General features: G+C 36.3%; 28 protein-coding genes and 1 other annotated feature. Of the genes, 10 read left to right on the top strand and 18 right to left on the bottom strand.

The features are described 5' to 3' along the window. Positions 1 to 78 precede the first annotated feature (78 nt). Positions 79 to 1,710, bottom strand: a complete 1,632-nt coding sequence (locus ACHZK0_RS06080; RefSeq protein ID WP_098654958.1) for a peptide ABC transporter substrate-binding protein — start codon at positions 1,708 to 1,710, stop codon at positions 79 to 81. Between the two features lie 319 nt (positions 1,711 to 2,029). Here ACHZK0_RS06080 and ACHZK0_RS06075 point away from each other — a divergent pair, with 319 nt between their 5' ends. After that, on the top strand, positions 2,030 to 2,410 hold the full coding sequence (locus tag ACHZK0_RS06075) for a DUF3899 domain-containing protein (RefSeq protein ID WP_262743062.1): 381 nt from the start codon (positions 2,030 to 2,032) through the stop codon (positions 2,408 to 2,410). Between the two features lie 105 nt (positions 2,411 to 2,515). After that, positions 2,516 to 2,732, top strand: a binding site (T-box leader). A gap of 75 nt (positions 2,733 to 2,807) precedes the next feature. Then, on the top strand, positions 2,808 to 3,797 hold the full coding sequence (gene trpS, locus ACHZK0_RS06070; RefSeq protein WP_061678727.1) for a tryptophan--tRNA ligase: 990 nt from the start codon (positions 2,808 to 2,810) through the stop codon (positions 3,795 to 3,797). Between the two features lie 310 nt (positions 3,798 to 4,107). Here trpS and ACHZK0_RS06065 read toward each other — a convergent pair whose 3' ends face one another. The 7 genes from ACHZK0_RS06065 to ACHZK0_RS06035 all read right to left on the bottom strand — a co-directional run bounded on the left by ACHZK0_RS06065 (position 4,108) and on the right by ACHZK0_RS06035 (position 10,193). Then, the gene (locus tag ACHZK0_RS06065; protein ID WP_000966126.1) at positions 4,108 to 4,854 is read right to left on the bottom strand and encodes a YjbA family protein; all 747 of its coding nucleotides are present in this window, start codon (positions 4,852 to 4,854) and stop codon (positions 4,108 to 4,110) included. A gap of 143 nt (positions 4,855 to 4,997) precedes the next feature. After that, complete coding sequence (locus ACHZK0_RS06060; protein ID WP_262743061.1) at positions 4,998 to 5,786, bottom strand: DUF2268 domain-containing protein; 789 nt, start codon at positions 5,784 to 5,786, stop codon at positions 4,998 to 5,000. 106 nt (positions 5,787 to 5,892) lie between these two features. After that, positions 5,893 to 7,131 carry a beta-ketoacyl-ACP synthase II gene (fabF, locus tag ACHZK0_RS06055; protein WP_262743060.1) on the bottom strand — a complete coding sequence of 413 codons (1,239 nt, stop codon included), beginning with the start codon at positions 7,129 to 7,131 and terminating at the stop codon, positions 5,893 to 5,895. A 31-nt stretch (positions 7,132 to 7,162) separates the two neighbouring features. Beyond that, positions 7,163 to 8,095 carry a beta-ketoacyl-ACP synthase III gene (gene fabH, locus ACHZK0_RS06050; RefSeq protein WP_001100533.1) on the bottom strand — a complete coding sequence of 311 codons (933 nt, stop codon included), beginning with the start codon at positions 8,093 to 8,095 and terminating at the stop codon, positions 7,163 to 7,165. A gap of 231 nt (positions 8,096 to 8,326) precedes the next feature. After that, entirely contained in the window at positions 8,327 to 8,503 is a 177-nt protein-coding gene (locus ACHZK0_RS06045) for a ComZ family protein (protein WP_001986215.1), read from the bottom strand. A 53-nt stretch (positions 8,504 to 8,556) separates the two neighbouring features. Further along, positions 8,557 to 9,429, bottom strand: coding sequence for an NAD-dependent epimerase/dehydratase family protein (locus tag ACHZK0_RS06040; protein WP_270342834.1), 873 nt, complete (start codon positions 9,427 to 9,429; stop codon positions 8,557 to 8,559). A 29-nt stretch (positions 9,430 to 9,458) separates the two neighbouring features. Further along, positions 9,459 to 10,193 (bottom strand): hydrolase, encoded by a 735-nt coding sequence (locus ACHZK0_RS06035; RefSeq protein WP_061678725.1) that lies wholly within the window; start codon positions 10,191 to 10,193, stop codon positions 9,459 to 9,461. A gap of 156 nt (positions 10,194 to 10,349) precedes the next feature. On the opposite strand from ACHZK0_RS06035, the gene ACHZK0_RS06030 reads away from it, so the two are divergent. Next, entirely contained in the window at positions 10,350 to 10,532 is a 183-nt protein-coding gene (locus tag ACHZK0_RS06030) for a YjzD family protein (RefSeq protein WP_061678724.1), read from the top strand. Between the two features lie 37 nt (positions 10,533 to 10,569). On the opposite strand, the gene clpB is transcribed toward ACHZK0_RS06030, so the two are convergent. Beyond that, entirely contained in the window at positions 10,570 to 13,170 is a 2,601-nt protein-coding gene (gene clpB / locus ACHZK0_RS06025; protein ID WP_270342838.1) for an ATP-dependent chaperone ClpB, read from the bottom strand. Positions 13,171 to 13,381: 211 nt separating this feature from the next. Further along, positions 13,382 to 13,561, bottom strand: coding sequence for a YjzC family protein (locus tag ACHZK0_RS06020; RefSeq protein WP_061678721.1), 180 nt, complete (start codon positions 13,559 to 13,561; stop codon positions 13,382 to 13,384). A 492-nt stretch (positions 13,562 to 14,053) separates the two neighbouring features. Here ACHZK0_RS06020 and ACHZK0_RS06015 point away from each other — a divergent pair, with 492 nt between their 5' ends. The 3 genes from ACHZK0_RS06015 (at position 14,054) to ACHZK0_RS06005 (ending at position 15,307) form a co-directional block, all read left to right on the top strand. After that, positions 14,054 to 14,863: a Cof-type HAD-IIB family hydrolase gene (locus ACHZK0_RS06015; RefSeq protein ID WP_270342843.1), complete on the top strand. Its 810-nt coding sequence runs from the start codon at positions 14,054 to 14,056 to the stop codon at positions 14,861 to 14,863. Positions 14,864 to 14,968: 105 nt separating this feature from the next. Further along, a complete protein-coding gene (locus ACHZK0_RS06010) occupies positions 14,969 to 15,109 on the top strand; it encodes a hypothetical protein (protein WP_000516816.1) in 141 nt (46 codons plus the stop codon). Next, positions 15,110 to 15,307, top strand: coding sequence for a DUF3813 domain-containing protein (locus tag ACHZK0_RS06005; protein ID WP_000527404.1), 198 nt, complete (start codon positions 15,110 to 15,112; stop codon positions 15,305 to 15,307). 25 nt (positions 15,308 to 15,332) lie between these two features. On the opposite strand, the gene ACHZK0_RS06000 is transcribed toward ACHZK0_RS06005, so the two are convergent. Further along, positions 15,333 to 16,190: a YitT family protein gene (locus tag ACHZK0_RS06000; protein ID WP_270342851.1), complete on the bottom strand. Its 858-nt coding sequence runs from the start codon at positions 16,188 to 16,190 to the stop codon at positions 15,333 to 15,335. Between the two features lie 100 nt (positions 16,191 to 16,290). On the opposite strand from ACHZK0_RS06000, the gene ACHZK0_RS05995 reads away from it, so the two are divergent. Then, the gene (locus ACHZK0_RS05995) at positions 16,291 to 16,422 is read left to right on the top strand and encodes a DUF3941 domain-containing protein (protein ID WP_001120851.1); all 132 of its coding nucleotides are present in this window, start codon (positions 16,291 to 16,293) and stop codon (positions 16,420 to 16,422) included. A 130-nt stretch (positions 16,423 to 16,552) separates the two neighbouring features. Continuing rightward, on the top strand, positions 16,553 to 17,410 hold the full coding sequence (prsA, locus tag ACHZK0_RS05990; protein WP_262743055.1) for a peptidylprolyl isomerase PrsA: 858 nt from the start codon (positions 16,553 to 16,555) through the stop codon (positions 17,408 to 17,410). Positions 17,411 to 17,463: 53 nt separating this feature from the next. Here prsA and ACHZK0_RS05985 read toward each other — a convergent pair whose 3' ends face one another. Beyond that, complete coding sequence (locus ACHZK0_RS05985) at positions 17,464 to 18,318, bottom strand: S1 RNA-binding domain-containing protein (protein ID WP_000281274.1); 855 nt, start codon at positions 18,316 to 18,318, stop codon at positions 17,464 to 17,466. Positions 18,319 to 18,677: 359 nt separating this feature from the next. On the opposite strand from ACHZK0_RS05985, the gene ACHZK0_RS05980 reads away from it, so the two are divergent. Next, positions 18,678 to 19,169: a YajQ family cyclic di-GMP-binding protein gene (locus ACHZK0_RS05980; RefSeq protein ID WP_061678717.1), complete on the top strand. Its 492-nt coding sequence runs from the start codon at positions 18,678 to 18,680 to the stop codon at positions 19,167 to 19,169. 501 nt (positions 19,170 to 19,670) lie between these two features. Here the strand turns inward: ACHZK0_RS05980 and ACHZK0_RS05975 are convergent. From ACHZK0_RS05975 to ACHZK0_RS05965, 3 genes are all read right to left on the bottom strand, one after another. Continuing rightward, the gene (locus tag ACHZK0_RS05975; RefSeq protein ID WP_395761333.1) at positions 19,671 to 20,573 is read right to left on the bottom strand and encodes a helix-turn-helix domain-containing protein; all 903 of its coding nucleotides are present in this window, start codon (positions 20,571 to 20,573) and stop codon (positions 19,671 to 19,673) included. A 307-nt stretch (positions 20,574 to 20,880) separates the two neighbouring features. Continuing rightward, positions 20,881 to 21,066, bottom strand: coding sequence for a hypothetical protein (locus ACHZK0_RS05970; protein ID WP_262742337.1), 186 nt, complete (start codon positions 21,064 to 21,066; stop codon positions 20,881 to 20,883). Between the two features lie 239 nt (positions 21,067 to 21,305). Then, complete coding sequence (locus ACHZK0_RS05965; protein WP_395761332.1) at positions 21,306 to 22,601, bottom strand: alpha-amylase family glycosyl hydrolase; 1,296 nt, start codon at positions 22,599 to 22,601, stop codon at positions 21,306 to 21,308. A gap of 219 nt (positions 22,602 to 22,820) precedes the next feature. Between ACHZK0_RS05965 and ACHZK0_RS05960 the strand changes: the two genes are divergently transcribed. Continuing rightward, entirely contained in the window at positions 22,821 to 24,056 is a 1,236-nt protein-coding gene (locus tag ACHZK0_RS05960) for an ammonium transporter (protein ID WP_097863892.1), read from the top strand. A 120-nt stretch (positions 24,057 to 24,176) separates the two neighbouring features. Here ACHZK0_RS05960 and ACHZK0_RS05955 read toward each other — a convergent pair whose 3' ends face one another. The 3 genes from ACHZK0_RS05955 to ytaF all read right to left on the bottom strand — a co-directional run bounded on the left by ACHZK0_RS05955 (position 24,177) and on the right by ytaF (position 25,932). Further along, on the bottom strand, positions 24,177 to 24,818 hold the full coding sequence (locus tag ACHZK0_RS05955; protein ID WP_262742331.1) for a DUF1232 domain-containing protein: 642 nt from the start codon (positions 24,816 to 24,818) through the stop codon (positions 24,177 to 24,179). A gap of 176 nt (positions 24,819 to 24,994) precedes the next feature. Beyond that, positions 24,995 to 25,231, bottom strand: a complete 237-nt coding sequence (locus ACHZK0_RS05950) for a hypothetical protein (RefSeq protein WP_088023078.1) — start codon at positions 25,229 to 25,231, stop codon at positions 24,995 to 24,997. A gap of 20 nt (positions 25,232 to 25,251) precedes the next feature. Further along, positions 25,252 to 25,932: a sporulation membrane protein YtaF gene (gene ytaF, locus ACHZK0_RS05945; RefSeq protein ID WP_395761697.1), complete on the bottom strand. Its 681-nt coding sequence runs from the start codon at positions 25,930 to 25,932 to the stop codon at positions 25,252 to 25,254. Positions 25,933 to 25,968 lie beyond the last annotated feature (36 nt).

Raw genomic sequence — 25,968 nt, 5'->3', positions numbered from 1 at the left:
ATTCTTACTTTTATTTTTTTAAAATAAGAGCATACGCCCATCATAGGCATATACCCTTATTCATGATGGAAACCATTTTTAGTTTTTGAGTTCAACCCACTTATAGCTAAATTCTCCGCCATATTTATGTTCTAATAGGCCAGTAATTGAGCCACGTTGTAAATAAGCTTTTCCTGGTTGATATACTGGAGCAATCGCTGCATCTTCAAGCAGTTGTTTTTCCGCTTGTAATAATGCATCCCAACGAGCTTGTACATCAACTTCTGTTTTCGCTTTTTTAATTAAGTCATCATACGCTGGGTTTGCATAATTTACTTTGTTTTGCGCATTACCTGTCGTATACATTTCAAGGAATGACATTGGATCCATATAATCTGGACTCCATCCCGCATATGACATTGCATAATCTCCACTTGCTTCCAGTTTTAATTTTTGTGCAAATGGCTGCATTTTTGTGGAAACTGTTAAACCTGGTAAGTTCTTTTCAAATTGGCCTTTTAAATACTCTCCGATTTTTTTAGCATCATCAGTATCAAAGTTTAATAGCTCTAACTCTACTTTGTCTACACCAAGTTCTTTTTTACCAGCTTCCCAATATTTTTGAGCTTCTTTCATATCCTCTTTTATAAGCTTTCCGTTCTCTTCACGGAAGTCTTTTCCATTCGGACCTTTTGCTAAGCCTTTCGGAACAAAACCATATATCCCCTCTGAACCATCGTTTAAGATAACTTTTCCGATATTTTCACGTTCAAAGGACATTGCAATTGCTTTTCGGATATTTTTATTTGCTAAAAATTTATTCTTTTCATTTAAGCGAATAAATTGTGTAGATGGTCTCTTAATCGTTTTAAAGTCAGCATCTGATTTGTATTTGTCTACAAACTCTGATGTTAAGACTACACGATCAATTGCTTTCGTTTCATATAAATTTATAGCAGTTGAACGATCCTTAACAATATTGAAGTTTATTTCCTCAAGTTTTACTTCTTTATTTTCCCAATACGTTGGATTCTTCTTAAGTTGGAAACTTTGTTCATGCTTCCATTCATTTAATACGAATGGACCATTATAAAGTGTCGTATTGGATTCTAATCCGAATTTTGCTCCTTGTTCTGTTACAAACTTCTCATTCAAAGGATACAACGTCGGATAGACTGTTAAACTTACAAAATAAGGAACAGGGTTATCTAATTCCACTTCAAGTGTATGATCATCAATTGCCTTTACACCAAGCTCTTCAACTGGCAATTCTTTCTTGTTAACTTTCTCCGCATTTTTAACATCAAATAGTATGTAAGCAAACTTGGCACCTGTGTTTGAATCTACAGCTCTTCGCCAAGAATAAACGAAGTCTTTCGCTGTTACAGGTTCACCATTAGACCATTTCGCATCTTCACGTAACTTAAACACATACTTTTTGCCATCTTCTGATTTCTCATAAGATTTAGCGACACCTGGAACAAGTTTATCGTCTTTCCCCAGACGATATAATCCCTCCATTGTGTTATTCATGATGTTAGAAGATGTTGCATCCGTTGATAACGTCGTATCCATAGTTGGAATTTCAGCTGTCTCAGTTAGATTTAACGCTTGCTTGTTTGAGGATTTTTCTTTTGCACCTGCTTTATTATCCTCTTTTTGGTAACTACAAGCTCCTAACATACTGACTGTCAGCGTCGATGCAAGTAATAACGGTATCTTTTTCTTCATGTTGTGTTGCCTCCCCTAATTGCACTTCCTGTACCCTCACTTGTAAAAAAGTAGAATTGAAAGAATAATCTCCAAGTTTCTACAATTTTCATTATACATATAATATAACAATTGTGAATATAGTTTTTTGTTTTTTTGTTAAAATTTTTAATAAAATGTTTATTTTTTTATTTTTTTGTAAAGGGATACGTTAACATTGCTACCATCATCTTGAAATCAGACCTTTAATTGCGTATAATTTTCAAAAAATTAATTCTAGTACATATTATAGCTTTTATAGTATAATAATTCTAGTAATATTTTGACGGAGGGGAACATTTTGAATAAAGTTTTTTTTCATACTTGTATACTAATTTTCATAGCGATAATCGCTTCTAGTATTGGCGCAATCCTCGTTTCATCGCAATTTTTGTTGAATTTTGTCAATATATCGTTTTATGCTGCACTATTTTTTATTCTTGTCGGCGGTTTTTTATTCATATTTCAAAATGGATTTTTTAACGTAACAATTTACGCCTTTCAAAGAGTGTTTGGTACGAACAAAAAAATTGACTCTTTAATTGAAGAAGCAGAGGAACCTGTCGATAAGAAAGAACGTATTTATAAAACATATTCATTCAAATGGACGTATCCAATTTGTATTACAGGTATCGTTCTTGGGTTGTTCTCAACCCTCATTAGCTTTACTATTTTGATGTAGTTTGCAAACACTATCCCATATGATATAATAATCAGCAAAACATTTTGTTATAAAACTTTAGTTCTTTCATATTAAAAGAGCTCAGGTAACAATAAATAAATTTATATGTATGCGATGATAAAGAAGAGTACATATTGAGGCAATTTCAGAGAGCTTGTGGCTGGTGTGAACAAGTAATTGCGCAGTGTGGAATGGGCTTTTGAGCACCAAACCGAACCGAAAGTAGTAGGCTTTGGCGTTATATCCAAACGTTATTATGGATTAGAGAGATTTCACAGTAGTGAAATAATTAGGGTGGTACCGCGGTCCATTCGTCCCTATAGTTTTTTGGGATGAATGGGCTTTTTTGTTTGCCTTCTCTTCCCTATCACGCATTCAAATTTAGGAGGAATTACTTATGTCAGTTATCTTTTCTGGTATTCAGCCGAGTGGAACGATTACACTTGGGAACTATTTAGGAGCTATGAAGCAATTTACAGAGCTTCAAAATGAACACGACTGTTATTTCTGTATTGTAAACCAACATGCGATTACAGTACCTCAAGATCCCGTACAACTTCGTAAAAACATCCGCAGTCTTGCTGCGCTTTATGTGGCATGTGGCATTGATCCTGAAAAAGCTACTTTATTTGTACAGTCAGAAGTACCAGCACACGCTCAACTAGGATGGATTATGCAATCAGTTGCTTACGTTGGAGAATTAGAGCGTATGACGCAATATAAAGATAAAGCATCAGGTAGAGACTCAGTTCCAGCTGGATTACTAACGTACCCACCATTAATGGCTGCTGATATTTTACTTTACAACACTGAAATCGTACCTGTTGGTGATGATCAAAAACAACATATGGAATTAACACGTGACCTAGCAGAGCGTTTCAACAAGCGCTTCCGTGAAGTGTTCACTGTTCCTGAAATTCGTATTCCAAAAGTAGGAGCTCGCGTTATGTCATTAACAGAACCTACGAAGAAAATGAGTAAATCTGATCCGAATCCAAAATCAATGATCAGCATGCTTGATGAACCAAAAACAATTGAAAAGAAAATTAAGAGTGCTGTAACTGATTCTGAAGGTATTGTGAAATTCGATAAAGAAAACAAACCTGGCATCTCTAACCTATTAACAATCTACTCTTCATTCTCTGGAAAAACAGTAGAAGAAATCGAAGCAATGTACGAAGGAAAAGGATACGGAGACTTCAAAGGCGACCTAGCACAAGTAGTCGTAGATGCAATTCGTCCAATCCAAGACAAATATAACGAACTGATCAGCTCACCAGAACTAGACGAAATTCTAGACAAAGGTGCCGAAAAAGCAAACCGCGTTGCATTCAAACAACTACGCAAAGTAGAAAACGCAATGGGATTAAGTAGAAAACGTAGGTAACTTATATAAAGCGGAGGCGGCTCGTTCAGAATGTGAGGGGGATGGAGCTCCTGACGTAGAGGCGCTTTTTGCCTCGCAGGAAGGCGCGAAGCCACCGAACATTCTTGCCGCTGGAGCTGGATTACTATATAAAGCGGAGGCAGCTCGTTCAGCTCTGACTGGCTAAGGTTCTTTCGCATAGAAGACGCTTTTCGTCTTCTTATGCGGAAGGTTCTTAGACACGAAGAGCTTGCTGCCGGAGCTGGATTTCTTAGAATGCTCGCTGAAGCCAAGTTACAACAAATAAAAAAAACCGCCAATTGGCGGTTTTTTAATTTACCTTCTGCTCGTTTTCCATTTCCCATAACTTTTCAAAGAATGGCTGTCCTTTTACGAGACGCTCACATAATTGTTCGTGCTTCTCAGACCAGCCTGTTTTCGCTTCATCATACAGTTTAGCCCAAATATCTTCAAATTCCATATGTTGAACCATTCCGTATGCTGATGGATCCCACTCTGTGAACCAATAGCGAATTTCTGCTGTGTTTTTCGTTGTATGTAATTGATCTAACGCCATAAATAATAATTGTTTAAGCTGTCGTTCTTTACGAGTTAAGCCATTCATAATGAAAGGTGATGGTGATAAAATATGATGTTCTTTTTCCATTTCTTCTACTTGGAACTCATACTTTTCTGCTTGTACGTTTTCTACCATCTCATATACCATCTGCTCTTGGCGCGGTATAAGTCTGCTCTTTCGAATTGGCACATTGTAACCAATTGTGTCGATCGCAATAATTCCTTTTCCATCTGTAACTACAAAGCAATACTCTTGCTGCAAACGTTCATGATTTTTACGAATATAAGCCTTATGATGTACGTCTTCCAACATTTTTTGCGGAAGCTCTAACAATTCGTTCTCGATGTAATGATATAATGTGGCATCTACTTTTAATAATGGCACTTGATCTAATAGCTCAATCGTATCATCTTTCCGCCATTCGTAAAAATGACAAACGTTATACCCATTTTCTTCACCTTCAAACCAATTTACCCATACATCATGTAGATATAACATTCACTACCCCTCACTTCACTACTGTTTGTATCAATCATTATGTTCAATTTTTCTTAACTTTATTCCACCTAAGGAAATATATTCTAATTATTATTTTTTCTTCTATTAATACTAAAAAAAACAGGAAATAGGGATCCTGTTTTTTATATATGGAATGTATTTGCTTTATCCAATATTTCTTTTGCATCTATAGGTAATAAAGAAAGCGTATCTTCTCCTTCTGAAGTTACACAATCTTTGACAATATGAAATCCAAGAGTATAGCCAAGCATCTTCGGATAAGAATGAAATCCATTTAATAAGATGTCATGCTCCCTTGTTCCTCGTTTTATACTTATTCTTTCGTGTACAACGTTTTCCCAATAATAAATAGCCTCTTCTTTTGAAAGATACGTCGTCCACGGTGCATTGTTTTTTTCTGAATATCTTTCCGTTACCGCTTGCTCAGCTAGCCCTTCCATAATCATCGTATCAAGTAATGTATATTCTGTTTCTTTCGTCTCAATTTGATGTAACCTGCATATGTGATGATATTCATGCGCCAATAACACTTTTAATTCTTCTACCGAATTCCGTCCGCATACGAATAAGAAAATAACGTGACGCATAGATAATCCAGCCCTGCCGTTATACTCTTCTTGTACAGTTCGATTATAGGAATCTGATAATAAAATAAAGACAGGGACATCCGGACCTTTCAACCAATTTTTCAGTTTCTCATACTCAATACGTAATTCTTTCCAAACTTCCTTTTTCTCTAACTCTTTAATTTCTTGTTCTCCTCGCATAACCGGGCGATACATACCTTTAGAAATTAAAAAGCGATACAATCTTTCTTTTGGCAGCGGGATATACTTCGTAAACTTCTCACACAGCTTTTCTGGCCGTCCATAATATCGATGTAACCACTCAGCAGTTTCAACAACCCCCATCTTTATCCCTCCTTTTTCTTATGTATATGCAAAAGGAGAAAAAGGCGTAAAAATAAATAAGGAGTTTTTTCGCAATATGCTACGAAAAAACTCCTTATTTCATCTATTATTTATACGATTTAAATACTAACACTGCGTTATGACCACCGAATCCTAGTGAGTTACTTAATACTGCATTTACTTCTTGTTGTCTCGCTTTATTCGGTACGTAATCTAAGTCACATTCTGGATCTGGTGTTTCATAGTTAATTGTTGGAGGGATTACTCCGTCTGTAATTGATTTAATCGAGAAGATCGCTTCAACAGCACCAGCTGCTCCTAATAAGTGACCTGTCATTGATTTCGTTGAGCTAATTGCTACTTTATACGCGTGCTCACCGAACGTTTCTTTAATTGCCATCGTTTCATACTTTTCATTCGCATCCGTACTTGTACCGTGCGCATTAATGTAATCAATATCTTCTGGCTGTAGACCTGCATCTGCTAAAGCTTGACGCATTGCACGCACGCCGCCTTCACCACCAGGAGCCGGCATTGTAATATGGAATGCATCACCAGTTGCACCGTAACCAGCGATTTCCGCATAAATGTGAGCACCACGAGCTAATGCGTGCTCTAATTCTTCAAGAATTAAAATACCTGAACCTTCACCCATTACGAAACCGCTACGATTTTTATCGAATGGACGGCAAGCTGTTGCTGGATCTTCATTAAATGTTAATGCTTTCGCTGAGCTAAATCCTGCAAATGCCATACTTGTTAACGGCGCCTCTGCTCCCCCTGTAATCATTGCATCCGCATCGCCACGCTGAATCGCTTTAAATGCATCACCAATTGAGTTTGCACCCGATGCACAAGCTGTTACAGAACAAGTGTTAATCCCTTTTGCTCCTGTTGCAATCGATACTTGACCTGCTGCCATATCTGGGATCATCATTGGTACGAAGAATGGGCTCACGCGGCGCGGGCCTTTCTCAGTAAAAATCTTAAATTGTTCTTCGTATGTTTCCATACCACCAATACCAGAACCAATCCATACACCAATTCGAGGTCCGTTTTCTTCTGTAATTTCAAGCTTTGCATCCGCAACTGCCATTTTCGCTGCTGCTACTGCATATTGTGTAAAGCGATCCATACGGCGCGCTTCTTTTTTATCAATATATTTCTCGACTTCAAAGTCGTTAATTTCTGCTGCTACTTTTGCTGGAAATAGTTCCGGATCAATTCTTGTAAGTCGTCCGATTCCAGATACACCCTTTTTAATGTTTTCCCACGCTGTTTCAACATCTGTACCGACCGGTGTAACAGCTCCTAGTCCTGTAATTACGACCCTCTTTTTTTCCATACAAAATACACTCCTTTTTTTCTCTCAGTCCTTATTTACCCCAACGAAGAGCGACTGCTCCCCATGTTAATCCGCCGCCAAAACCAACAAGTATAATTAAATCACCATCTTGAATACGTCCGTTTTGCAATTCCTCTACCATTGCAATTGGAATTGAAGAAGCTGATGTATTACCAAACTTTTCAATTGTCATACTCATTTTTTCTTGTGGTAAATTTAATCTCTCTCTTGCAGATTCCATAATACGAATATTCGCTTGATGCGGTACTAAGAAATCCACATCCTCTTTCGTAAGACCAGCCTTATCCAGCACGCGAAGACAAGATTCACCAAGTTGACGAACGGCAAATTTAAAGACTTCTCTGCCATTCATCATAACATACTCGTCTTGATATAGATGCTTACCGCCACTTCCATCTGCTCCTAATTCGAAAGATAGAACGCCTCTTCCTTCTGAAACAGCCCCCATTACGATAGCACCGGCTCCGTCTCCAAATAGTACTGCTGTATTGCGATCATTCCAGTCTACAATTTTAGATAGTTTATCACTACCAACTACTAATACATTTTTATAAGTTCCCGTTTGAATAAATTGCTGCGCTGTAATCATTCCGTACATAAAACCAGCACATGCTGCACCTACATCCATTGCAGCTGCATGTTTTGCTCCAATCGCTTCTTGAATGACACACGCTACTGCTGGAAACGCGCGATCTGGTGTTACTGTCGCCACTAAAATAAGATCGATATCTTCTCCGCTAACCCCTGCATCTTCAAGTGCTTTTTTAGCAGCCTCTACAGCCATATATGAAGTATCTATTGTATCATCGGCAATGCGTCTTTCTGCAATTCCCGTTCTCGTACGAATCCATTCATCGGATGTATCCATTATTTTCTCTAAATCGTGATTTGTGACTACTTTTTCCGGCACATATCTTCCGATCCCTAAAATGCCCACGTTCACATCGCAGCCCTCCGTTTTATATCAATTATTATGACTTGGTACTAATTTTAAAACATAAATGTATTTTTGTCTAGAATATATTTCAGCTAAAACATAAAGCTAGGCATTATTCACTTTATTGTTTATTAAAAGAAACAGAAACATACCTTTCCTGTTTCTTTTGAAATATAAAAAGGCCCGAACCGCTTCTATTCACGGTTCGAGCCTCTCTTCCATCTAAAAAAGAAGGTTTTATTCTTTATCTGCTTTCCCAAGCTCATATGCTTCGTTCATAACTTTCATCAATAACTCTAATACTGGTTGTGCTTTCTCCATATCAAGCGCAATGCCATTATCATCTAAAATGGCCTTTGCTTCTGGTAAATGCTTCATTGCGATTTGTAAAAATTGCATGCTTTTCTCATTCATATTATGTTCTTCCTCTCCATTAAAACTTTCACATACATAGTGTAACACGCTCGCTATCCTTCGTATAACTCTTTATATTTTTTCATATGTGCCAATTGTTTATTTAAACCGTATTCTAACGGAGTATTTCTTTTTATCAAAATAACCTCGACAGTATCATCTCTTTCTTCCTCATTCTCTTTATTCACTTTATCCTCTGCACGTAAAAGGTTCATACCTTTTTTCCATAATGATTTTTTACCACTAAGTAAATTGTATATACCGAGATGCTCCTCGTTCATTCCATTTTCCCATAAGTATTCACATACATCTTCCACGTACAGTAGATCACTTCCGTTTTCCTCACTCACATAATGGCACTCTTTCTCATCCAGTTCTGATAAAATGAGCTGATGATACATCATAAAAGATGGTTGCCACGGCCCGTATAATGTAGGAACTCGAAATACACTATACTGTACCTCTCCTTTTTTCAATCCTTCTTCCACTTTCGAAAATAAACGTTTATTTTCGGATTCATCTGCGTTTCCTAATTTAATAGAAGAAATTAGATTTAACTTCACTTTATGTTCTGCACACAATCTTATAATCCGCTTTAAATACTGTAATATGACCCTTTCATTTCGAAAGCCACTTTGTTGATTTGGCTCATACAGGCAAAAGTAAACCGTATCGAACCTCTCTCCTTCTACTGATTTCCATCCATCTTCATCTCTTATCGAGTAATACGTAAATAACGCATTTCGCCCAATTAACAATAACTTCTCTTCATTAATTTTTGTCATATTCTCGAATTCATCAAAATCAAGACCGTACACTTCTACTTCTTCTGCAATCATTTTATTCACAAGGTGATAACCTACAAACGTAAGTGCACCTACAATTAGCACGCGCTCCATACCACCAACCCTTTCTCCTTGAAACAAATAGCTCCTCATTTATGTATATGGGAGCTTCACAATTCTTCTTCATATTTTTTAAAGAAATCAGTCGTTTGCCTAACCATTTTATATTTCACATCTTGCAGATGGAATAAGACAGAAGTATCGCATTGATTGAATTGCCTCATTTTCTCATATTTACGTAACAACTGTTTTCTTCCTCTTTTTTCTTGTGTTGATACGAAAACTTTAACAGGTACACAAGACGGAAGAAGCGTAAATGTTTTCTTATTTATTTTGGACTCCAATTCTTCTTCTTTGGAATCATACGCCAAACTTAATTCCTTCACTAATCTTTTGTAAAAAAACTTATGCTCTTTCTCAAACTCCACATATTCTGGTAAATCTAAACACGGATTTAACATAATGACTGAGCGTATACATTCAGGGTATTTGTTCATCATTTCAAGTGCTACAAGTGCCCCCATACCGTCTGCCATAATGTGCATTTTCGCATTTAATGTCTCTTTTCTCAAAACAACGTCATATAAGCGTTTTGCTAGACGAACAGATTGGTCGTTTCCCCAATGTCTTCCGTATAAATTAGAAGAAAAGACCGTGTAGCCTTCCTCAATAAGGCCATGTAAAAAATAAGATCTACCTGCATGCTGTGTCCATAAACTTGTACCATTCTCAATAAAGTAGTTGTAATCACCAAGAAGCATTACAGAAAATCCATTTGGCTTCTCCGGTAAATAAATGACACATGGTTCTTTTTCCAAGTAAAAAAAACGTTCCGTAATACTCATTTTTCCCCCGCCTTATTTTCTAAACGTATAAAAGTACTCTTCTATAATGTATGAACGGAATGCAAATTTGCGTTGAAAAATCTACAAATATTTTTCTATATTCTTTTTTCAATTGTGTTACAATAAGGACAGATTGAACGAATAGAGGTGTAAAATATGCGTTTCATTTGGGCATTTATTTGGTCGTTCGCGCTTGTACATATGATGAGCTACGTAATTGGTTCTATGACTGGCGGTACATACGATTTTAACCAAGCGTCTATTTTCTCAGTTGTTCTTGCGGTATTAGTACTGGCAATTTCAGCTGCAATTCCAAACGAGCCAGTAGAACAACACTAAAAAAAGAGTCCGGATTTTATCCGAACTCTTTTTTATTTTATTTCACATGAACGACTAGTTCGTTATTTTCTACATCAACAACTACGTGACTGTTATCAGTAATCGTTCCTGCAATTAATTCTCTCGCTAATTTCGTCTCAACTTGACGCTGTACATATCGTTTTAATGGGCGAGCTCCGTACATTGGATCAAAGCCAGCTTCTACAACAAATTCTTTCGCTGCGTTTGTTAATTCTACTGTAATATGACGGTCAGCTAAACGACCTTGTAATTCTTTTACAATTTTATCAACAATACCTTTAATTTCATTCGTTGTAAGAGGTTTGAATAAAATAATTTCATCGACACGGTTTAAGAACTCTGGTCGGAAATGTCCTCTTAATTGCCCCATTACAAGTTCTCTTGATTCCTCTTTAATGGAACCATCTGCTTCTAATCCATCTAACAAATGAGCAGATCCAATATTTGAAGTCATAATAATAACCGTGTTTTTAAAGTCTACTGTACGTCCTTGCGAATCTGTAATGCGTCCATCATCTAACATTTGTAATAAAATGTTGAATACTTCTGGATGTGCTTTTTCGATTTCGTCTAATAAAATAACGGAATACGGTTTACGTCTTACCGCTTCTGTTAATTGACCGCCCTCTTCATATCCTACATATCCAGGAGGCGCACCAATTAAGCGTGACACAGCGTGTTTCTCCATATACTCAGACATGTCGATACGAATCATTTGCTCTTCACTATCGAATAAAGACTGCGCTAACGTTTTTGCAAGTTCTGTTTTACCAACACCTGTCGGTCCTAAGAAGATGAAGGAACCAATCGGACGATTCGGATCTTTAATACCAGCGCGTGCACGAAGAACTGCGTCTGATACTAAACTTACCGCTTCCTCCTGTCCGATGACACGCTCTGATAAAATTTGCTCTAAGCGTAGTAATTTCTCGCGTTCACCTTCTACGAGTTTTGCAACAGGAATACCAGTCCAGCGTGAAACAATATCAGCAATCTCTTCTTCACTTACTTCCTCACGTAATAAACGATTTTCTTGTTTATTATGTGCGCCCATTTCTTCTGCTTCTTTTAACTCTTTTTCAATTGCAGGAATTTTCCCATGTCGAAGTTCCGCTGCTTTATTTAAATCGTAATTACCTTCTGCTTCTTCTAATTCACGGCGCAGACGCTCTAAATGTTCACGTAAGTCACGAACTTTGTGAATATCTTCTTTTTCTTTCTCCCATTTCGCTCTCATACCACTTGCAACTTCTTTTAAATCCGATAATTCACGTTGCAACGTTTTTAGACGTTCTTGGCTACCAAAGTCCTTCTCTTTTCCAAGAGCTGCTTCTTCAATTTCCAGCTGCATAATGCGGCGCGTTACTTCATCTAATTCTGTTGGCATAGAATCAATTTCTGTTCGAATCGTTGCACACGCTTCGTCAACAAGATCAATTGCCTTATCTGGTAAAAAACGATCCGAAATATATCGATCTGACAAAACAGATGCTGCTACAATCGCGCGGTCGTGAATATTTACACCGTGATAAATTTCAAAACGCTCTTTTAAACCACGTAAAATAGAAATTGTATCTTCAACAGTTGGTTCTTCTGCTAATACTTGTTGGAAACGTCTTTCTAACGCTGGATCTTTCTCAATATATTTACGATATTCATCGAGCGTCGTCGCCCCGATACAATGCAGTTCACCGCGAGCAAGCATCGGTTTTAACATATTCCCTGCATCCATCGCACCTTCTGTTTTACCAGCGCCGACGATTGTATGAAGTTCATCAATGAATAATAAAATGCGTCCTTCACTCTTTTTAATCTCATTTAATACAGCTTGCAGGCGCTCTTCAAATTCACCACGGAATTTCGCTCCAGCTACGAGCGCACTCATATCTAATGCAAAGATTGTTCTATCTTTTAATCCTTCTGGTACATCCTTCTTCACAATACGCTGTGCTAACCCTTCAACGATTGCTGTTTTACCAACACCTGGCTCACCAATTAAAACCGGGTTGTTTTTTGTTTTACGTGAAAGAATGCGGATTACGCGGCGAATTTCACTATCGCGGCCGATTACAGGGTCAATTTTTCCCGCTCTTACTTCCGCCACTAAATCACGGCCATATTTTTCTAACGCTTCATAAGTTGCTTCTGGATTTTGACTAGTCACTCTTTGATTCCCCCGAACTGTCATTAAAGACTGTAATAAGTTATCTTTCGTAATATGAAATCTTGTGAATAATTGGCCTATATCGCCTTTTTCTTCAGTAAAAGCAAGCAATACATGTTCAACTGAAATGTAGTCATCTTGCAATTTTTCTGCTTCTTTTCCTGCTCTTACAAGTAGTTGCTGCAGAGCACCAGTTATATATAATTTACCTGCTTCTGCACCGCTTCCCGTTACAGAAGGCTTTTTCTTAATTAAACTTTCAGCGCCTTGTTTTAACGCTTCTATATCGACATTCATTTTTTGAAAAATACGTACTGCTAATCCATCTTGCTCTTCTAATAATGTAGACAAGAGATGAACAGTATCTACTTCTTGATGATGATGAGATACCGCTAAAGATTGGGCACTCATAATCGCCTCTTGTGTTTTCGTTGTCATTTGATTTAAGTCCATCTTTACAGTCCTCCAAATGTTTGACTTTCTTTGACCTTTGATTTGATTATACGCCAACTGACTTTTTTATACAATAATTTTGCTTATGTATTTTCAAACTTATTATTGGAAAAAGAAAAAGAGTGCATTCATTATACAGGTTAAAACGTTACGGTAAATGAGATTACAATGCCCCATAACAAAAAAGCCGCAATAATGATTGCGGCTTCTGTTACGGTCTTCTTTTATATGTCCATTGACGGTTATGATTTGTGTTATCTGGAAACTTTTCACCGGCAGTTAATTTCACCATTTGCGGATCTTTTACCATACTTCCTGTTTCACCAATCTCTACATAAATGCCATCATTTGGCGCTTTTTGTCCAGAACGAAACCTGCGATTTTGTCCCATTTCCATTCTCCTTCCATGACGTCTTTGCCTCATTAGTATATCCATTTTCAAAGAAAGCTTTTCTGTCATGTTTAGGAAACAAGTACTACATTTCGTTCTTGTACATATACATGAATGACACAAGCTTAGGAAGGAATTTCGTTCCTATTTGTAGAAAAAAAAGAAACCAACCTACTATAGGCCAGTTTCAAAGGAGAGTCAAACATATACGAGAAGATTACATGTTCATTATAAGCTTCCTCACACGAGCAATGTAACCCTTTTCACAATTTGTACATAATGAAAGAAACTTTGTTTGAACTTTCTAAAAAGACGTTGACTTTTCTTAATTTCCAGCGAGAAATAGTAGACACCGTAGCGCTTTGCGACGTAAGATGGATATATAGTGAAGTTTCCATCTTTGGTGTTCTCACCCAGCTTAACCTCTTATTTCTGCATATTAAAAACGGAAATACAGATAGAAACAAAAAAATTATTATAAGAGGTGAAATTATGAATAAACAACATTTAATCGCATTAGACTTAGACGGCACTTTATTGACAGACAACAAAATAATTTCCACTCGAACGAAACATACAATTGCAAAAGCAAAGGAACAAGGACATATTGTCGTTATTTCAACAGGGCGTCCATTCCGTGCTAGTTTTGATTACTATAAAGAACTCGGTCTGAGTACACCAATCGTAAACTTTAACGGTGCTTACGTACATCATCCCCTTGATTCAAAGTGGGGCACACATCACTCTCCTCTTGAGCTAGCAACAGCCCAAGAAATTGTCCGAGCTTGCTTTGATTTTGGTGTAAAAAATATATACGCTGAAGTAATGGACGATGTGTATGTCCGTGAAATTGATGAAGATAAAAAACATATTTTCGAATTCGGTTCTCCAAAGATTTTTACAGGAGACTTATTAAATACTTTAAACGATCATCCAACTTGCTTATTAATTGACGCACATGACGAACATTCTAGCGCAATTCGTCAACATTTAACTGATATGCATGCTGAAGTAATCGATCATAGAAAATGGGGCGCACCTTGGCCGATTATTGAAATTGTAAAAAGCGGGTTAAATAAAGCTGTCGGATTACAAAAAATTTCTAGTCATTACAACATTCCACAAGAGCGAATTATCGCTTTCGGTGATGAAGATAACGACTTTGAAATGATTGAATTTGCTGGTCACGGCATCGCAATGGGTAATGCTATTCCTGAATTAAAATCACTCGCAAACCATACGACGTTAACGAATGAAGAAGATGGTATTGCACTTTATTTAGAAGAGGTTCTTGGGTTGTAATCTAAAAATTCCCTGCTTATAGTTTCTCGCCAAACGCTCATACTATTATTAGACGCACAAGTCAGCGCGTCGATTGTTTTCAGCTAAATAAAGGGGGTTTTTCGAATGGGTAAAAAGAACAAATCAAAACGTTTTATCCAACAAGGAGCCGATGCTGTAATGAAGCATGATGCAAGATTCCCGTACCGTGGTACATTAGCTGAGGCAGAAAAAGCGAGAAGTAACTCTTCTTTTGGAGGGGTTTAAATGGGGAACTTACTATTCCAACAAGCTAGAGATGCTGTTGCAAACGCCGTAACTTGTTCAAGCGGTGCTGAGCAACAAGATCTCGTATATAGAGCAAAAAACGCTTTGCACTCTGCTTATGCAAACTCTTCAACAGCTGAAAAAGTTCAGCTACGTGAAATGCAGGAGCAGTTGCAAAACATTACGAATTTGCATTAAAAAAGAGGACCAGCTTTGGTCCTCTTTAATCTTTTCGAAACAATCCAAACACCCCGACCGTTTGCAGTACGTTTGTAAATGCACTTGGGTCCACTTGTTTAATAACCCTCTCTAATTCATACAGTTCATAACGAGTAATAACAATCATTAACATTTCTTTATTTTCATTTGTATAAGCACCTGTTGCTGGGATAGTTGTAATCCCTCTCACTAAACGTGAATGAATCGCCTTTCGTACATCTGCCCCATTCTTCGTAACGATTAATGCTGTAATCTTCACATGCCGCGTATGAATCGCATCGATAATTCGCGTCGAGACATACAAAGTCACCAAAGTATATAATGCTTTTTCCCAGCCATACACATAGCCAGCAGCGATAATGATCAGTGCATTAAAGAAGAAAAAATATGTACCGACAGGCTTGTCTTTTATTTTAGATAAAATCATAGCGATAATATCTAAACCACCTGTAGAAGCCCCCCACTTCAACGCCATACCTACACCGATTGCTGAAATAATCCCGCCAAAAATCGCATTCAATATGATGTCGTTTGAAACCGCTCTAACTGGGATAATTTCTAAAAACAAAGTCATAAATATAACGCAAAGAAAACTAAAGAAAGTAAAGGCCTTTCCAACCTTCTTCCACGCTAAAATAACGACAGGAATATTGAACAAACTAAACAATACCCCCGTTGATATGTGAATAGATAAAAAGTCACCTAATATTTGCGATAACAATTGAGACAACCCAGCAAATCCACTCGCGTACACTTTCGCCGGCGTCAAAAATAAATTCATTCCAATCGCATTTAACAAACCTGCGACGATTACAACGATTAACTTCTTTATAAGTTCGGTATAATTCAACTTCAAATCCATTTCTAATCCACCCTTATTATTCATGAATGCACTGCTATACATAGTCTTTACGAAAAAGGAAATGATAAACGTACAACGTTTAGAAATGGAGTTGATACATATGCCACATACGAGCGATAACGACAAAAAAGCACGCGATAATAATGCAAAGCGTACGCAAAAAAATGAGCAAGAACAAAAAAATATTCAGCAAGGTAAACGTGCCTATTCTAAAAAGACCGATCACCTTTGATTCCATTGTACATCAACAGTATTGTTGATGTACTTTTTTTTACATTTTACAGGAAAAAACATTGAAAATTCACTTCATGTTCACTTCTATATTCTACAATAGCGATAACATATTCGGATGAGGTGTTGGCATGAGAGGGAAACACATTTTCATTATTACTGCACTAATAAGTATATTAATGCTAGCTGCTTGTGGACAAAAAAACAGCTCAGCTACAGTCGCTACGGCAACAGACTCAGCCATTACGAAGAGCGACTTCGAAAAGCAGTTGAAAGATCGTTATGGAAAAGACATGTTATACGAAATGATGGCACAAGACGTTATCACGAAAAAATATAAAGTATCTGACGATGATGTAAATAAAGAAGTACAAAAAGCGAAAAAACAATATGGCGATCAATTCACAACTGTACTAGAAAACAATCGTTTAAAAGATGAAGCTGATTTCAAAAATCAAATCAAGTTCAAACTTGCTATGAATGAAGCGATTAAGAAAAGTGTTACAGAAAAAGACGTGAAAGATCACTATAAACCAGAAATTAAAGCGAGTCATATTTTAGTAAGTGACGAAAATGAAGCGAAAGAAATAAAGAAAAAATTAGATGCTGGCGCTTCATTTGAAGAACTAGCAAAACAAGAATCGCAAGATCTACTATCAAAAGATAAAGGCGGAGACCTTGGATACTTCAATTCCGGTACAATGGCTCCTGAATTCGAAACCGCTGCCTATAAACTAAAAATCGACCAAATTAGTGAACCCGTCAAATCACCAAATGGCTATCACATTATTAAGCTAACTGGTAAAAAAGATTTACAACCTTACGATGAAGTTAAAGGTTCCATTCGTAAAAACTTAGAAGCAGAACGTATTGCCGATCCTACATTTAGTCACAAATTGCTACAAAAAGAATTAAAAAAGGCAAATATTAAAATAAACGATAGTGATTTGGAAGATACGTTTACTCTTGCGCATGAACAAGGAAATTAAAAAAGCACCGTCTTATTTTTTATGACAAAATAAGACGGTGCTTTTTATTTCATTTACTTCTTAAAGTACGTCCAGCCTTCTTCTTGATAAATCTTTTCTTCTTTCATCAACTTACCAAGCGCGCGCTTAAATGCAGCTTTACTCATGTTGAAGCGTTCTTTAATGTCTTCTGGGTGGCTCTTATCCCAAAACGGCATTGCTCCGCCTCTTTCTTCCATATATGCGTAAATTACAGCCGCATCGTCTTCCATTCCTTCTTCTTTACGAGGAAGAAGTGAAATGTTAATTGTACCATCATCTTTTACGTCAATAATACGGCCCGTTACACGTTCACCGATACGTACTTGTTCTTTTCTTTCAGTATGGTGTAAGAAAGCACGGAAATGCTCATCAGTTAGTATGAATGAACCAACTTGAAGTGAACGATACACACGTCCATTTACGTTTTTATTACGCATAGATGGCGTCGCATCTACGATAATTTCTTGCATATCACTATCTCTTGCCGGAAGAGCAATAAGTCGATCACGATTCGTTAATTTTAACGTACAATATAATTCGTCTCCAACCTCTGGCCATACTGGCATGTAAATCGGGAACTCATCAGCTGGGATTAGTATATCTTTTGATACACCAATATCAACAAACACACCTAAACTAGGAATAACTTCTACAACTTTTACCCAGTTCCAATCAAAAGTTGTAATAAGTGGCTCCTTCATTGTTGCTGAAACACGATTTTGATGATCAAGGTATAAAAATACATCAATCTTATCACCTTCTTCAATTTCTCCAACTAATTCGTTTTTATGTAGGAAAATTTCTTCTTCTTCATTCCCAACCATATATCCGATTTCAGTTTCACGTAAAACAGTTACCTGTTCAATCGCTCCTAATTGTAAATACATATTTTTTAATTCCCTTCTCTATATAAAGTGAAACTTTAATCAGTGGGGTTTTTGTTCCTTCCCACTGATTGTCAACCCTCACCAATCGGGCGTTTACGGCAGTGGATCTCCCACTTAACTTCTTTGCTCTAACTGAATGCCCGTTAATGCGGGATAAAATTATCTTTTTTATCATTCCAAACAAAAGTTAATTATAACACGATTTTCCCTTTATTTGTCCAACTGCCCAAAATTCACTATAATAAAATGAGGTTACATGATTATAAGTATGAAAACACTTAAGTCTAAGCTCGTTTTCAGCTATACTTTAGTATGTACAGTACATAAAAAGATTAGAAATTTATTTGGAGGTGCTAACTATGGCAAAAGAGAGTTCTTTTGACATCGTTTCGAAAGTAGAATTACCTGAAGTAACAAACGCAATTAACATCGCATTAAAGGAAATCCAAAACCGATATGACTTTAAAGGAAGTAAAAGTGATATTAAATTAGAAAAAGAAGTACTAGTTTTAACTTCTGACGATGAATTCAAATTAGACCAAGTAAAAGACGTTCTAATTGCTAAACTTGTAAAACGTAACGTTCCAATTAAAAACTTGGATTACGGAAAAGTTGAAGCTGCGACTGGTAACACTGTTCGCCAACGCGCAACACTTCAACAAGGTATCGATAAAGATAACGCGAAAAAAATTAACAACATCATTAAAGAAATGAAATTAAAAGTAAAAACACAAGTACAAGATGACCAAGTACGTGTTACAGCGAAAAGCCGTGATGACTTACAAGCAGTTATCGCAGCAGTTCGCAGCGCTGACTTACCGATTGACGTACAGTTCATTAACTACCGCTAAAAAGAAAAACATCCTCTGTGTAGAGGATGTTTTTCTTTTTAGCGTGTAGGGAGAATATTACATCGCAATCGGATGGTTAGAATGGGGATTTGATTATTATGCATAAATCAAGAAGGCCTTTTTGAAAATCGAGGAAAAAACCTCCCGCCCCACTCAAATGTAACAATTTATGAGTATAAGAATATTTTCTACCCTTTCATGTGATGTAAAATTAGTAAGGAATTTATTTTATGAAAAAATGTTAATTAAAAAAGAGTTAGAAGTGGTTATTTGAAGAAATTAATACTATGTTTTTTATTAACTACATTCTGCCTACATATTGCAGGATGTTCTAATAATATGGATACGCTTAATGATAAGTCTAAAACTTCAACACCTGCGAAGTGTAAATACATCAACAAAGCTTGGTATAAGAAACATATATAATGCAATTTAATAGTATAAGTCATAAAAATAGACATCATAAGGTGCCTTTTTTTATAGAAAATAATGCGATGTTCATCAGAAATTATGAGTAATTTTTTTATTTTGATTTTCAAAATAATTTTCTTTAACTATTTTTATCAGATTTTCTTTTTCTGTTAGTTCAAATATAAATAATGCTTTTTTCATGTAATCAGCTATATCTTCTTCATTATATTGTTTTTGTTTTAGCATGTTCCAAGCTTTTCCATAATATAATTCACCTAATAAATATAAAGTGTTTAAATTAATAGCTAATTTAATACCCATATCATTGTATTTTATTGCCTCTTCATGTTGATTTGCATGACCTAAAATTTTTGCTAAATTAAAAATAATTTTTAATTTAATCTCTTTATCCCTAGGAAAATCTAACTTATTAAAATTAGTTAAACATCTTCTTAATATAGTAATACTCTTTTCATATTCTTTATTTGCCCAATGAAATATAGCCATTGACTGCATAATATCTATTTCTCTTTCTGATAAAAAATTACCATTCGTTACAGTTAGTTTTAAAGCACTATGTAAAAGATTTAAAGCAGTTTTTATTGATTTATTTACATAAAATATAGCAATTGCTTCATGCCATATTAGAAATTGTTTATCTTCTTTTAACTGGAAATTATTTTCGTTTTTCTCTTGTTTCACTATTTCGTAAAGTTCATTATATTGTTTTTGTTTTGTACAATCTCTCATTACATACTTTACATTTTCTACATATTTTAGTTTTTTGTTTTGACTTAGTGCGAAAATATTATTTGGATCAATACCAAGTCTTTCAGATAACTGATATAACAATATACTAGATGGATAAATCATACCTTTTTCTATTTTACTAATTTGACTTTGTGAACATATTCCATGACACAATTCAGATTGTGATATATTCTTTTTCATTCTAAGTTCTTTAATGGTAATACCCAAATCGTAAAATTCCATTGTTCCTCCTCAAATATAGCCCTCAATGAGTATCAGAATATTTTTCACCCTTTAATGTAATGTAAAATTAGTATAGTTGCAATTATTGTTTGTTCTAAAGATCTTTTCACTTCTTTGCTCAGCTGATTTCGAGGTAAGAGTCTTACTTCACACAAATAGTAGAATGAAATGAAAATGAGGTTGCGGAACTAATCCTTCTATAGAGACTAATACATATACATCATAAGGATTTTTTATCGGTTCCCACACAAAAACAGGCTAGGGGAAAAGTCTCCTCCTTAGCCTGCCCCCCGAGATTTCACCTTTATTAAGAGCAACACCATATCGCTTTATTAAATGATTTTTCAGGAATATATACTTTATCATTGTTGATTTTATATTTTATATCGTTTCTCTTCAGAACTGCCATATCAACAGAATGAACACTATCGCCCCACCGAACAAATTCCCCATCATCACGGTTGTCCCAAAGATAAAGTGAAACTTTAATCAGTGGGGGTTTTCTTCATCCCCCACTGATTATTAGTTGAACCAATCGGACTTTAATGGGCAGTTGATCCCCACCTAAATTCTTTGCTTTCGCTGAATTTTGAGGTGGGGTTCTTACTGCCCATTAAAGTGGGATAAAAACTTACGAATACGATAAAAACACATAAGCATAGAGCGAACCACTTCTTTTTCCGCAAATACCTCACCACCTTAAACTGAAGAAGAACTACTAAAAAACGTTACTCATTTCCGTCTCTTTTTAACCGCAATTAAAAACGCAATAAATAATACATTCACACCGACTATTAAGGAGATAAATAACCAATTCACGCCTGTTTCCCCGTTAACTTTATACACATTTGATTCTTCACGCTTTAAAACGAGATAAAACTTTCCGTTTTCTTCTCTTATAATTTCATCTTCTAACAATCCTCTTAATTCTTGTTTTTCACCAATCGTACTTACAGGTACAGCCACTTTTTGTGTTTCTTTCGTATTATTAATCGCTACTAATGTGACTTCATCTTTATACTTTCGTTTTAGTATACTCATTCCATCTTTATCATACAAAAGTTCAAACGTACCGCGTCGTAGAGATGATCTCGTTTTTCTAAGTTCACCCAGTTTCGTTATGTGCTGCATAAATTTTTCATCTGATTTGAAATCCATTAATCGTCTATTATCCGGAGTATCTCCTCCATCTAATGCAATTTCAGTCCCGTAATAAAAATTCGGAATACCCGGTGATGTTAATAAATATGTGAGAGCTAGTTTCAAACGAGATGGCGGATAATTCATATGCTCTTTTGCAATACGAGCATATCTTTTTGTATCTTGATTATCTAAAAATATAATGGATTCCCCGTCTTTTTTACTCACATCATATAAAGGTTTCACCGATACATCCGCTTTTGAAAACGATTCTACTATTTTTTCGTTATACTCACTATCTCCCTCTGTCATAATACGAAAATCTTTCTTTATCGCTTGCATGTCCTTTTGTACGCCATCCCAAAAAGCATCCGACTTTTTTTCACTATGTATCACATAACTTCCATCTAAATCAACTTCTTTGCCCCACCATTTCATCGCATCGATGACTTGTTGTTCATTTTCCCCAAGTGGAAATTGAAGTATAACTTTCATTCCTTTTGCGTGCGCTTTTTGTACAAGTTCTTTCACATCATTTTCTGTTCCGAAATGTTCATTTACCTTTTGAAAATTACGCACATCTACCCCATCATACGTTCCACTTTCAAAAAGCGGAGAAAGCATAACAGCGGTAAAGCCCATTTCTTTTATGTAATCCAGTCTTTTTATAATCCCTCTTATATCTCCGCCCTGATATCCTTCCAAATTTCCAACTTCTAACTGTTTGTCATTTTTCGGTTCTCCATTATTGAAACGATCAATCATAATGGAATAGATAACTTCGTCTCGCCACTCTCTTTTTTCATCCGCAAACGTATGTATTGGTACAAACAAAACGACAGCTAAACAAAAACAAATGAATAGTTTCCTAGTCCGTATTTTCCTCACACGCATCCCCCATATTTTTTAATTGTAAGAATATTATACCAATTTTCCAGACGAATCGCATACGTTGATTTCTTCCTCCGCAAAATACTTCATGTCAGTTTTCCTAACATGAAGTATAAAGTTTTCTGAATTTTTAGTTGATTTTATGTTTCATTTCGAATATGATATGAAACATAACAAGTTGATGTTATTTTTTCTAACATTATAGGAGGAGAGAGAATGAATACAGGAGATACGGTTTTTATGTTTGTAACGACAGTAATGGTCATGTTAATGACACCAGGATTGGCACTTTTTTATGGGGGCATGGTTCGCAGTAAAAACGTACTCAGTACGACAATGCATAGTTATAGCGCAATGGCTATCGTTTCGATTCAATGGATTTTGATTGGCTATTCTTTATCATTCGGACCAGATTGGCACGGACTTATCGGTACACTCGATTGGTTCGGTTTAAACGGCGTTACCTACGCACCAAATCCAGACTACTCATCTACTATTCCTCACAACTTATTTATGATGTTCCAACTCATGTTCGCCATTTTAACTCCTGCTTTAATTTCAGGTGCATTCGCCGAAAGAATGCGATTTTCCGCTTTCCTTATTTTCATCCTTCTATGGACAACAATCGTTTACAATCCTGTCGCTCATTGGGTATGGGGCGTTGGCGGGTGGCTTAGAGAGCTTGGCGCGTTAGACTTCGCTGGTGGTAATGTCGTTCATATTACATCTGGCGTGGCTGGCCTTGTATTAGCTATTTTTCTCGGAAAACGAAAAAACATAAACGGTTCGTCTCCTCACCATTTACCATTTACGATGTTAGGCGCAGGCTTACTATGGTTCGGCTGGTTCGGTTTTAACGTCGGAAGTGCATTATCTTTAAATGATGTAGCTTTAACCGCATTTATTAATACAAATATAGCCGCGGCTGCCTCCGCATTAACCTGGATGCTTTCAGAATGGTTCTTCCAATCAAAACCGACTGCGATGGGAGCTGCTTGCGGAGTTGTTTCCGGTCTAGTCGCTATTACACCAGCTTGCGGGTTCGTTACACCTTTCTCGGCTCTTCTTATCGGAGCAATTGGCGGCGTATTATGCTTCGGAGCAGTCTTTTTCTTAAAAACAAAATTCGGATATGATGATACACTTGATGCATTCGGATGCCACGGCATCGGCGGAACTTGGGGTGGCATTGCGACAGGACTATTTGCAACTACTACGGTAAACAGTGATGGCGCTAACGGATTATTTTACGGAAACGCTGCTTTACTGTTTAAACAACTTGTAGCAATCGGCGCAACATATGCATTCACGATCATCATGACGTATGCCATTATTAAAGCAATTAACTTCTTCCTCCCTGTTCGGGTAGACGAACACGAAGAACATATGGGACTTGATATTTCGATGCACGGAGAGAAAGCTTATGAGTATGTAGAAAAATCCGCTAATTAAAACGAAAAAGGTGTACTCCGTTCTAACACGGGGTACACCTTTTTCGTATATTCATAACGATACAAGTATTCCAAACTATTGGTATATAAATATCTTTATCTGTCTATTCATATAAACATCTTACCTTTTCATTAGTGCATTTAAAACGAGCTGCACCGCAACCGCATCATCTAAATAACCGATTGGAAATATATAATCTGGAATTACATCGACCGATAATATAAAGTAAATGAGCGCACTTCCCATTAAAGCAAGTTCTGCAGCCGTCCCCTTCTTCTTCGTAAACCTCTCGTACAATTCTTTCAAATCATTAATAAACGGGCCAATACTGCTTACCTTTTGAATCTTTTCAAGAAACCCCTTTTCAATCGTTTCTTTCCCTTCTTCAGTTTGCGAATACTGTTCATAATTCGCTAACTGCTGCTCTACATTCGATATACTAAACTTTTGATCATAGAGTTGGGCAGATTCAAGTAAGTGTTCAATGTTATTAATGGAAACGTGAATATCAGATTGCTCCTCCTGTTTCGTTTCAATAGAATAACCTGCCGCCACAAACAAATCACCTACCGGAACATCAAGGCTCTCTGCGAACTTTTGCAAATGCTTCGGATTCGCCTTTCGCTTACCATTTACGATCATTGAAATAGTAGCGGTATCAATATCAGTAAGCGAACTAAGTTTTCGCATCGATAAAGACTTTTCTTTAAGTAACTTTTTCAACAACAATCCAAGATTACTTCTTTCATTATCTTGAGACATATCTCATTCCCCTTTATTCACGAGAATAACCATAGTTATTATAAGAAAAATAACTACAACCTCTATACACTTTATATTAACAAATTTTTCTGACCATTTACAAGATAGAAGTCCCTTTATATGTTTACATTTTGCAAACAAAAAAGCTATCTTATATTCAAGATAGCTTTTTAAAATCATTTTAACCATTTCCGCAATAATAAAAATACACTACCGCAAATTATGTAAGAACTCACGAATATAACGATTGCCATAAAAAATGAATGATGTAGAGAAAAGGTTAGTATCATCAATAAGAAAGATACAAAGAGTAAATCTAACAAAATAAAGTATCCTGAAGTTAAAACACTTTCTACTAATTGCAACTCCGACTCTAACTCCGAGTACTTTAGCCTTTTATACAGTAATCTCAATTTCACTCACCTTCTATGAATTAATCAAAAAGTGCAGCAAACGCAATAACTAATAATAACGTTCCACTAATCAATGTACCAAACTGACCTAAAGTGAATTTACCAATGCGAACGTGAGCGATTTTTCTCCCTAACGCAACTCCGCCCCACACTGTAATAAAACTACCAACTGCAGCTGCAATACAAATAGCAATTGGATTTAAACCGAATAACCCTGCTCCTAAGCCGTTCGTTAGTGCATTCGCGGACAAACCAATCCCAAGAAAAATAGACTCTGCAAAACCGATTTCACCAGATTTACCGATATTTTTCGTTAAGCCATTTATTTCTGCACTTGCCACTTCCCCCTCAGTCTCTTGCACCGGAACCTTACGAGGAATTGCTAGTAAAATAATTCGGAGACCAATTATAACTAATAAGAACGAGCCAATTACAACTGGCATAATCCCAGGTAAAATTTTTGATAACCATAAACCAAAATATATTCCTACTACACTAAATAAAAAACAAATTATCGAAATAATAAAGTTTGATAGATGACTAATTTTTATATTTCGAATGCCGTAAGAAATTCCTACCCCTAAGTTATCGATACTTGATGAAAATGTTAATGCCAATACCATTATCCATGCTGCCATTCCGTTCACCCCTTCATATTGTTGAACATTCCGGAAACTAACGTGACATACATAGTACGGAATATGGATAAGGGAGAAAAAACTCCCTCTATCCCTCCC

This window comes from Bacillus sp. 3G2 (assembly GCF_044324725.1).
GTDB lineage: Bacteria > Bacillota > Bacilli > Bacillales > Bacillaceae_G > Bacillus_A > Bacillus_A mobilis.
The sequence above is the reverse complement of the archived record's forward strand: the minus strand, read 5'-3'. Positions and strand labels throughout refer to the sequence as shown.